Source organism: Stenotrophomonas sepilia (assembly GCF_003244875.1).
Classification (GTDB): domain Bacteria; phylum Pseudomonadota; class Gammaproteobacteria; order Xanthomonadales; family Xanthomonadaceae; genus Stenotrophomonas; species Stenotrophomonas sepilia.
On the sequence record NZ_LXXZ01000116.1, the window covers coordinates 1 to 9,778 of the forward strand.

Consider the following 9,778-nt stretch of genomic DNA (forward strand, 5'->3'; position numbering starts at 1 on the left):
CCCCCGAACACCCCGCACCGGTCCCCACCCGGTGCGGGCGGATGACCATGTTCCCTGACGCCGTACCCGCCCCCGACCTGATGCACGCGCAGGCCTGCCTGATCGATGCCCTCTCGATGTCGCTGCAGATGCGCGACGCCTACACCCGCCACCACTGCGACCGCGTTGGCCTGCTCGCGCAGCGCCTGGCCACGCACTGCGATCTTGATGACGAGGCCCGTGCGCAGATCGGCCTGGCCGCGCGCTTCCATGACATCGGCAAGATCGGCATACCCGATGACGTGCTGCTGGCACCCCGCCGGCATACCGACGAGGAGCGCGCGATCATGCGCGAGCATCCGGTACGCGGCGAACACATCTTCCTGGCCACCGGCCGCAGCGACGCCTTGCCGGTGGCGCGGCTGATCCGCGCCCATCACGAGGCCTTCGATGGCAGCGGCTACCCCGATGGGCTGCGCGGCGAATCCATCCCGTTGGGCGCGCGCATCGTCACCATCGCCGATGCCTACGATGCGATGACCAGCGTGCGCCCGTATCGCGACGCGATGGAGCATGAGGCCGCATTGCGGATCATCGACGAGCAGGCCGGCGGGCTGGTGGATCCGTACGTGCTGCAACGCTTCCATCGCATGCTGGAGCGGGAACCGGCGCTGGCCTGAGATCGGCCGGGCAAACGAAAGGCCCGGCGTTCGCCGGGCCTTTCGCTCCACGCGTCACGGGTGATCGATTACCAGATCACCACACGCTTGTCGTCGGCGCGCACCATCGCATCACCCGCCTTGCACTGGAACGCCGCAGCGAAGGACGGCATGTTCGACGGCGCACCGTTGGCACGGAAGTTGGCCGGCGCGTGCGGATCGGTGTTCAGGCGCACGCGCAGCTCACCATCGGTGAAGTTGCGGCGCCACACGGTGGCCCAGTTCATGAAGAAACGCTGATCCTGGCTATAGCCGTCAACTTCGACATTGGCCTTCGGGTCTTCCTTCAGCGCCATCTGCAGCGCGTCATAGGCCACGGTCAGGCCGCCCAGGTCGCCGATGTTCTCGCCCAGGGTCAGCTTGCCCTTCACGAACACGCCCGGCACCGACTCGTAGCCGTCGAACTGCGCGACCAGCTGGTCGGTACGCTCGGTGAAGGCCTTGCGGTCGGCGTCCGTCCACCAGTTGTCGAAGTTGCCGTTGGCGGCGAACTGGCTGCCCGAGTCGTCGTAGCCGTGCATCATCTCGTGGCCGATGACTGCGCCGATGCCGCCGTAGTTCAGCGCCGGATCGGCCTTGGCGTCGAAGAACGGCGCCTGCAGGATCGCCGCCGGGAACACGATCTCGTTCTTGGTGGCGTTGTAGTACGCATTGACGGTCTGCGGCGTCATGCCCCACTCGGTCTTGTCCACCGGCTTGCCGATCTTGTCCAGCATGTGGCGGTAGTTGAACGCGCGTGCTGCCTGCATGTTGCCCAGGTAGCTGTCGCCGTTGGTCTGCAGGCCCGACCAGTCACGCCACTTGTCCGGGTAACCGATCTTCGGGGTGAAGCTGGCCCACTTTTCCAGTGCCTTCTTCCTGGTTTCCTCGCCCATCCACGGCAGCTGCTCCAGCCGCGCCTTCAATGCCTGCGACAGGTTCTCCACCAGGTGCTGCATGGCCACCTTCGACTCGGCCGGGAACACGGCGTCGACGTACAGCTGGCCCAGGGCTTCACCCATGCCACCATTGACCGACTCCAGCACGCGCTTCCAGCGCGGCTGCATTTCCTTCTGGCCACGCAGGGTGGTGCCGTAGAAATCGAAGTTGGCCTTCTCGAACTGGCTGCTCAGGTACGGCGCGGCATCATCGATGGTGTGGAAGCGCAGGTAGGCCTGCCAGGTGCTGGCGGGCACGTCGGCGAGCATTTTGTCCATTTCACCGAAGAAGCCCGGCTGGGCCAGCGAGAACTTCTGCGCGGCCGGTACCTTCAGGGTGTCGAACAGCGCGGTCCAGCTGAAGTTCGGGGTCAGCCTGTCGGCGTCGGCGGCGCTGAGCGGGTTGTAGCGCTTGGCCGGGTCACGCATTTCGATGCGCGACATCGAGGCCTTGGCCAGGCGGGTTTCGAAGGCCATCACGGCCTTGGCCTGCTCGGCGGCCTGCGCCGCGTCCACACCGGACAGGGTCAGCACCTGTGCGATGTAGGCCACGTAGGCGTCGCGGATCTTGGCCTGCGCATCGTCGAAGTAATAGCCCTTCTCCGGCAGGCCCAGGCCGCCCTGGCCGACATAGGCGATGACGTTGGCCGAATCCTTGTAGTCGGCATTGGCGAACAGCGAGAACAACACGCCCTTGCCTTCGGCCTGGCTGTCGCGCAGGTACTGGGTGATGGCGGCGGTGTCGTTCAGCGCGGTGATCTTGTCCAGCTGCGGCTGCAGCGGCGCCAGGCCGGCGGCTTCGATCTTGGCCTCGTCGTTGCCGGTCTTCCAGATGTCACCGATCTTGGCTTCCACCGAGCCGGCCTTGGCCTGGCTGGCGGCGGCCTGCTGCACCAGCGCGTGCTGCACTTCCAGCGAGCGCTCGCGCAGGATCTCGAAGCTGCCCCAGGTGGTCTGGTCGCCCGGCACCGGGTTGGCCTTCAGCCACTTGCTGTTGACGAAGCCATTGAGGTCGGTACAGGCCGAAATGGCCGGATCGAGGTCGGCGCTGTTGAGCGAGATCAGCGGCGTCTTGATCTGCGACAGGTCGAAGGCCGGCTTGGCGTCGGCACTGGCCGCCGGCGCGGTTTCGTTCTTGCCACAGGCGGCCAGCGAGGCAGCGATGGCGATGGTCAGGCCCAGCGGGACCAGGTTGCGGACGTTCATGAGGCTCTCCTGCGGGTAATTTCACAGGGTAGCCGGGGGCGTGAGGTTGGGGACCGGCCAAAGGTCACAGAGCGTCCTTCTGTAGAGTCGAGCCATGCTCGACTGCTCTCCGTTCCGGGTTCATGCTTCCTGCGGCAAAGGCCCAAAGCAGCCGAGCGTGGGCTCGGCTCTACAAAAAGAAGGGCCGGCTTGCGCCGGCCTTCTGTTTCTTATTTCGCCTTGCCCTGGTTGGCTACGGCTTCGGCGGCCTTGCGCGCCGCTTCCGGGTCGCCCAGGTAGCGGAACGACTGCACGGTCAGGTCATCGTTCAGTTCGAACAGCAGCGGGATGCCGGTCGGGATGTTCAGCTCGAGGATTTCCTCGCGCGAGACGTTGTTGAGGTACTTGTACAACGCACGCAGCGAGTTGCCGTGGGCGGTGACCAGCACGGTCTTGCCGTCCTTCAGCTGCGGCGCGATGGCGTCGTGCCAGTACGGCAGCACGCGGTCCAGGGTGGTGGCCAGCGATTCGGTGCCCGGCAGCGCGTTGCGGTCCAGGCCGGCGTAACGGCGGTCATGGATCGGGTGGCCCGGATCTTCCAGGTCCATCGGCGGCGGCGGGATGTCGTACGAACGACGCCACACCTTGACCTGCTCTTCGCCGTGCTTGGCAGCGGTCTCGGCCTTGTCCAGGCCCTGCAGGCCGCCGTAGTGGCGCTCGTTGAGGCGCCAGGACTTGTTCACCGGCAGCCAGTCCTGCTCCAGCTCGGCCAGCGCACCCTGCAGGGTGTGGATGGCGCGCTTCAGCACGGAGGTATGGGCGACGTCGAACTGCAGGCCTTCCTCGCGCATCAGGCGGCCGGCGGCGGCCGCTTCCCGGCGCCCCTGCTCGGTCAGGTCGACATCGACCCAGCCGGTGAAGCGGTTGTCCAGGTTCCACTGGCTCTGGCCATGGCGCAACAGTACGAGTCTACGGGTCACTGCAGGGTCTCCAACGCGAGGAAAGGCAGGCCGCCATTGTAGCCCCGGCGGCCGCTCACCGTGCCGTGGCGCCACGCATGCGATGCTGCAGCCAATGAATACGGTGATCGACCCCGGGCGCTGGGAAGGCAGCGTCACCGCCGCTCGAGCGCAACAGCTGCAGCTGGCCGGCCGCGTGGAACGCCAGGACCGCCTGCCACGCAAGGTGCGCTGGCTGGCCGGGCTGGACGTCGGATTCGAGGACAACGGTGCCATTACCCGCGCCGCGGCGGTGCTGCTGGATCCAAGGACGCTGCAGCCCGTGGCGCAGGAGATCGCGCGCATCCCCACGGTGATGCCCTATATCCCCGGCCTGCTCAGCTTCCGCGAGCTGCCGGCACTGCTGGCCGCACTGGCACTGCTGCCACGAACGCCGGACCTGGTGTTCGTCGATGGCCACGGCATCAGCCATCCACGCCGGCTGGGCGTCGCCGCGCATCTGGGCGTGGTCACCGATCTGCCGAGCATCGGCGTGGCGAAATCGAAACTGGTGGGAAGGTTCGTCGAACCGGGCGCCGAAGCTGGTGCGCATACACCGCTGCTGGATGGCGACGAGCAACTGGGCTGGGTGCTGCGCAGCAAGGTGCGCTGCAAGCCGCTGTTCGTGGCCGGTGGCCATCGGGTCAGTGCCGATACCGCGCTGGGCTGGGTGCAGCGCACCCTGCGCGGCTACCGGTTGCCGGAGCCAACCCGGCTGGCGGATCGGCTGGCCTCGCGGCGGGACGAATAGCTGCGCCGGCCATCTCCCGGCGCGCGCGTCAATCGTCGATCAACGATGCACGTGGCCACGATGGCCCTGCGCGTCCTCGCCGTGGTCGTGGCCCTCATGGCCCTTGTGTCCGCCGCCGTTGGCCGGCGCCGGTTCGCCACAGGCTTCGCCGCAGTGGTCCGCCTCGATCTGCAGCGTCACGTGCTCGATACCGAAGTCATCATGCAGGCGACCGCCCAGCTCGCGGCGCAACGCATCGGCGTCGGTGCCGTCGCGCATCACAATGTGCGCGGTCAGCGCCGGCGTGCTGGAAGCCAGCGCCCACACGTGCAGGTCATGCACGTCCAGGACTGCGGCGTGGCCGGACAGGCTGTCGCGCACCTTGGCCACGTCCATGCCCTTGGGCACGCCTTCCAGCAGCACGTTGATCGCCTCGCGCATCAGCACGTAGGTACGCGGTAGCACCCACAGGCCGATCAGCACGGCCAGGATCGGGTCGATCGGTTTCCATCCGGTCCACTTGATCAACAATGCGCCCGCAATCACAGCCACCGAGCCGAGCATGTCGGCCCACACTTCCAGGTAGGCGCCCTTCACGTTGAGGCTCTCGCCACTGCCCGCCCGCAGCAGGCGCATCGAGATCAGGTTGATGACCAGGCCCGCAGCCGCGATCACCAGCATGCCGGAGGAGGCGATCTCCTGCGGCTGGCGGAAGCGGCCGACCGCCTCCCACAGGATGTAGGCGGCGACCACGAACAGCATGGCACCGTTGATCATCGCGCCCAACGCTTCCAGCCGTGCATAGCCGTAGGTGCGGCGCGCATCCGGCGGGCGCCGGCTCAACCGTACCGCGACCAGCGCGATCATCAGCGCCAGCGCATCGGTGGCCATGTGCGCGGCGTCGGACAACAGCGCCAGGCTGTTGGTCCAGAACGCGCCCACCACTTCGACGACGAGGAAGGTGGTGGTCAGGCCGAGTGCCCACCACAAGGGATTCTCGTGGCGGATCTGGGATGGCAGGTGATCGTGGTCGTGGCCCATGGCAACAGCTCCTTTGCGATGCGGTGCAGGCTACGCGGTGCCGGCGGAGGAGACTATTACGATGTTTATAACATTGCAGGCCACACGAGCCCTCGTCGGGCATGGCCCGGCGAGGGCTGCAGATCGACGCCGGCCTGCGGTCAGAAGCCGAAGCGCAGGCTGGCCCAGTACGCGCGGCCCGGCTCGTTGTAGGTCGCCGCCCCGGCATCACTGCTGTTGGCCTCGCGGAACAGGCGCTTGTCGGCCAGGTTGTTCACGCCGAAGCCGAAGCTGACCGTCTCGGTCACCTTGTAGCGCGCGCTCACGCCCCAGATGTTGTACGCGCCACGATCCTGCAGCGCGATCGATGCATCGCAGCTGCCGGTGCAGCGCGGGTCGTTGTTGATGTTGGTCGTGGCCGGTTCCTGCTTGCCGTAGAAGGTGCCGGTCAGCAGCACGGACAGCCTGTCGGTGGCCTGCCAGTCCAGCATGGTGTTGATCGTGTACTTCGGGATCACCGACAACGGCTGGTGCGTGGTCTTGTTCTCGTTTTCCACCATGTAGGTGAAGTTGTTGCTCCACTTCAGGCGGTTGCCCTGCTCGCCCAGCAGCGGAATGACCAGGTTGCCTTCCAGCCCCTGCACGATCGCCTTCGGCGCGTTCTCCCAGCGGAAGATGCGGCCCTTGGTGTCGGCGGTCAGCCCGATCTGGGTGTAGCCGGCCTGGATCTTGTCCTTGTAATCGTTGTGGAAGTAGGTCAACGACGCCTGCCAGCCGCTCTGCGGTGCCCACTCGATGCCCAGTTCCTTGTTCAGGCTGGTTTCCGCCTTCAGGTCTGCGTTGCCGCGCATGTAGCAACCGGCGCCCAGGCTCGGCAGCGCATTCGGGCAGCCGTTGCCACGGGTGTAGTACAGATAGTCCGGATTCGACTGGTACAGGTTCGGCGCCTTGAACGCGCGGGCGATGCCGCCCTTCACCACCCAGTCGCTGTTGATGCGGAACTGCGCATTGAGGCTGGGGCTGGTGTTGTTGCCGAACTGGCTGTGGTGGTCAAAGCGCAGGCCCGGGGTAACGATCCAGCGCTCACCCAGGTAGATGTTGTCTTCCACGAACACCGCCGTGGTCTGCGCATCGGCCTTGCCGCGCGCACGATCGGCCGACAGCCCCGGGATGCCACCGCCGCTGCTGCTGGACTGGCTCATCGAATAAGGGTCGGTCAGCCGGCTGTCCAGGTATTCAAAGCCCAACGTCCAGATGTTCTCGGCGCCGCCCAGCGTGGTCGGGAAGCTCACTTCGCCATCCAGCTGGTAGTTGCGCAGGCGCGAGGTCGACCAGTCGGTGCCGTTGAAGCTGCCCTCCGGGCCACCGGCCAGGCCTTCGTTGATGCGTGAGTTGTTCACCGCCTCCACCGCCGCGGTCACCCGCGAGGTGACATCGCCCCAGCGGCCACGATGGGTGATCGCGCCGGTGTTGCGGTACATGCGGTTGGTTTCCGCCTTGCCGTCGGCCAGGGCGGCCAGATCGATGCCGGTCGAAGTGCCGGTGGTGCTGACCGCGCGGTCACCAGCATAGATGTTGCCCTGGCGGCTGGTGCCGGCCTCGAACTCGACCACCTGGTCGGCGGTCACGTCCCAGCGCAGCAGCGCGTTGATGTCGCGGTTCTTGACGCCCTCGCGGCCAGCCGGTGGCACTGCGTTCGGCTGGGTGGCGTACTGGCGGTTGAGATCGAGTGAATCGGCGTCGGTCTTGTTGAGGTTGCCGTACAGGCGGAACGACAGCGTGTCGGTCATCGGCCCACTCAGCTGCAGGCCGACGCGCTCGCTGCCACCTTCGGCGCTGTGTTCGGGCACCAGCCCGTACAGGTCGACCGCACCGGTCAGGTCGCCGGTCGGGCGCTTGGTGATGATGTTGACCACGCCACCGGAAGCACCGGAGCCATAGCGTGCCGCCGCCGGTCCGCGCAGCACTTCGATGCGCTCGATCATCTCCGCCGGCACCCAGTTGGTGTCGCCGCGCGTGTTGCGCTCGCCACTGCGGCCCATGCGCACGGCATCGCGCGCACCGATGCGCTTGCCGTCGACCAGGATCAGGGTGTTTTCCGGGCCCATGCCGCGCAGGTCGATCTGGCGGTTGTTGCCATACTGGCCCGAGGCGCTGTTGCCGGTGAGGTTGACGCCCGGCATGGTGCGCAGCAGTTCGGCGATGTCGTTGGCCGGTGGGCGCTTGGCGATGTCCTCGGCGGTGATGGTCGAGGTACCCAACGCCTGGCGGGCAATCTGCGAGGCGGTGACGTGCACCGTGTCGATATCGGTGGCGTCGGCTTCAGCCTGGGCGGTCAGGGCGCTGCCCGCCAGCAGGGCGGCAACGGCGAGCGCCAGCGGGCGCGGCGAGAGGACAACGGCAGGAGACATGATCTGGACCTTCTGGCAGGGCAACGGGGCCTCTGGCAAAGGGCTTGAGGCAACGACGAGGGGGAGGCGGAGCGTCGCTGCAGTCGCCTGCGGCCCGATCCGTGCGCGCATTCTCCCATCAATGCGAGTGATTCTCAAATGCGTTCGCTCATTGCTACCGCAGGCGTGATGTGGCCTGCGTGCCGGACGACCCTGCATCGCGCTTAAACTGGCCGGCTTGCCCACCATCAACCGCACGCCACCGCGGCCGATACCCGTGGTTTGCCGTACGCAGTCAGAGATCGACGTGGAACCACCCCAACTGGACGATGCCAGCCAGCCGCTGGCCGAGGCCTGGCAGCACTGCCTGCAACAGGCCGGCCCTGCCGCCACCGCGCTGCTGCACGCCGCCGCAACCGATGCCCCGCCGGCGTTGGCCCAACGCTTCTACGAAGTGCTGTTGCAGGACGGGCGTGCACGCCGCTTCCTGTCCCACGATCAGGTCAAGCAACGCCTGCAACCGGCCATGCAGCGCTGGCTGGTGCAGCTGCTGACCACCGATGCCGACGGCATTGCCGCCACCGTTGCCTCGCAACGGGTGATCGGCGATGTGCATGCCCGGGTCGGCATTCCGGTCGACCTGGTCACCCGCGGCGCGCGCGTACTCAAGCACGAGCTGTTCGTGCGCCTGCGCGACGACGCGCCCGACAGCGCCACCGCGTTCGCCGCCATCGACTGCCTCAGCGCGATCATGGACATCGCCATGGAAGGCATGACCCTGGCCTACACCCATGCACGTGAGCGCTCCACCCGCGCCGATGCTGCCTACCGGTTGTTCTCGCTGGTGCAGAATGTCGGTACTGAACGCGAGCGTCAGCGTGCACTGCTGCTGGACTGGGAGAACGCCCTGCTGTACGCACTCGCCGGCCACGTGCAGGCCAGCGAAAGCGCCAGCCTGGCGACCTCGGAATTCGGCCTGTGGTTCACCCACAAGGGCATCCCCAGCTTCGGCGAGAGCAGCGAAACCCAGCAGGTCGGCCAACTGATGGCCCGCATCGACGGCAACCTGCAGCGGGCAAGCCATGACACCCCGGCGCAACGACTGGCGGTGCTGCCGGCCATCCGCGAGGACCTGGCCGCCATCCGTACCCTGATGACGCTGTTGTTCGAACGCATCGGTGAACTGGATGCCGGCAGCGATGCCCTGACCAACCTGCTCAACCGCCGCTTCCTGCCTACCGTGCTGCGCAGGGAGATCGAGCTGGCCACGCGCAACCGCACGCCGTTCTCGCTGCTGCTGCTCGACCTGGATCACTTCAAGGCGATCAACGACGGCCACGGCCACGATGCCGGCGACCGCGCGTTGCAGCACGTGGCCGGCCTGCTCGGCCAGCTGACCCGCGGCAGCGACTACCTGTTCCGCTACGGCGGCGAGGAGTTCGTGGTGGTGCTGGTTGCCGCCAGTGAGTCACAGGCCTCGGTGATCGCCGAGAGCCTGCGCCGGCAGATCGCGCAGTCGCCAGTGGCACTGGCCAACGGCCAGGTTCTGTGGCTGACTGCCAGCATCGGCGTGGCCGGCCATGATGGCCACCCGGACTACGAACGCTTGATGGCACGTGCCGACGCGGCGATGTACGAGGCCAAGCGCAGCGGCCGCAACCGCGTGGTGGTGGCCAGCGCCGACCTGCAGGAAGCGCCGGGGCGGCGCGCGTTGCAGCGCTGAACTGGCGGAAATGAAGAATCCCGGTGGCGGATAGAGTCGACTGTTAGTACTACCGCGCGCAGCGCGGAGCTTTTTGCCGTCGGAACGAGGAGCAGTCGACTAACAGTCGACTCTACC

General features: G+C 66.9%; 7 protein-coding genes. 3 read left to right on the forward strand and 4 right to left on the reverse strand.

The features are described from left to right. Positions 1–41 precede the first annotated feature (41 nt). A complete protein-coding gene (locus A7X97_RS21445; protein ID WP_088496912.1) occupies positions 42–659 on the forward strand; it encodes an HD-GYP domain-containing protein in 618 nt (205 codons plus the stop codon). Positions 660–727: 68 nt separating this feature from the next. Here the strand turns inward: A7X97_RS21445 and A7X97_RS21450 are convergent, their stop codons facing one another. Further along, positions 728–2,821 (reverse strand): M13 family metallopeptidase, encoded by a 2,094-nt coding sequence (locus tag A7X97_RS21450; protein WP_088496911.1) that lies wholly within the window; start codon positions 2,819–2,821, stop codon positions 728–730. Positions 2,822–3,030: 209 nt separating this feature from the next. Beyond that, the gene (gene gpmA, locus A7X97_RS21455; protein WP_005415787.1) at positions 3,031–3,780 is read right to left on the reverse strand and encodes a 2,3-diphosphoglycerate-dependent phosphoglycerate mutase; all 750 of its coding nucleotides are present in this window, start codon (positions 3,778–3,780) and stop codon (positions 3,031–3,033) included. Positions 3,781–3,874: 94 nt separating this feature from the next. On the opposite strand from gpmA, the gene nfi reads away from it, so the two are divergent. Continuing rightward, positions 3,875–4,549: a deoxyribonuclease V gene (gene nfi, locus A7X97_RS21460; protein ID WP_088496910.1), complete on the forward strand. Its 675-nt coding sequence runs from the start codon at positions 3,875–3,877 to the stop codon at positions 4,547–4,549. 39 nt (positions 4,550–4,588) lie between these two features. Here the strand turns inward: nfi and A7X97_RS21465 are convergent, their stop codons facing one another. Continuing rightward, entirely contained in the window at positions 4,589–5,569 is a 981-nt protein-coding gene (locus tag A7X97_RS21465; RefSeq protein WP_088496909.1) for a cation diffusion facilitator family transporter, read from the reverse strand. A 140-nt stretch (positions 5,570–5,709) separates the two neighbouring features. Then, a complete protein-coding gene (locus tag A7X97_RS21470) occupies positions 5,710–7,959 on the reverse strand; it encodes a TonB-dependent siderophore receptor (RefSeq protein ID WP_088496951.1) in 2,250 nt (749 codons plus the stop codon). A gap of 286 nt (positions 7,960–8,245) precedes the next feature. On the opposite strand from A7X97_RS21470, the gene A7X97_RS21475 reads away from it, so the two are divergent. Then, a complete protein-coding gene (locus A7X97_RS21475) occupies positions 8,246–9,661 on the forward strand; it encodes a GGDEF domain-containing protein (RefSeq protein ID WP_088496908.1) in 1,416 nt (471 codons plus the stop codon). Positions 9,662–9,778 lie beyond the last annotated feature (117 nt).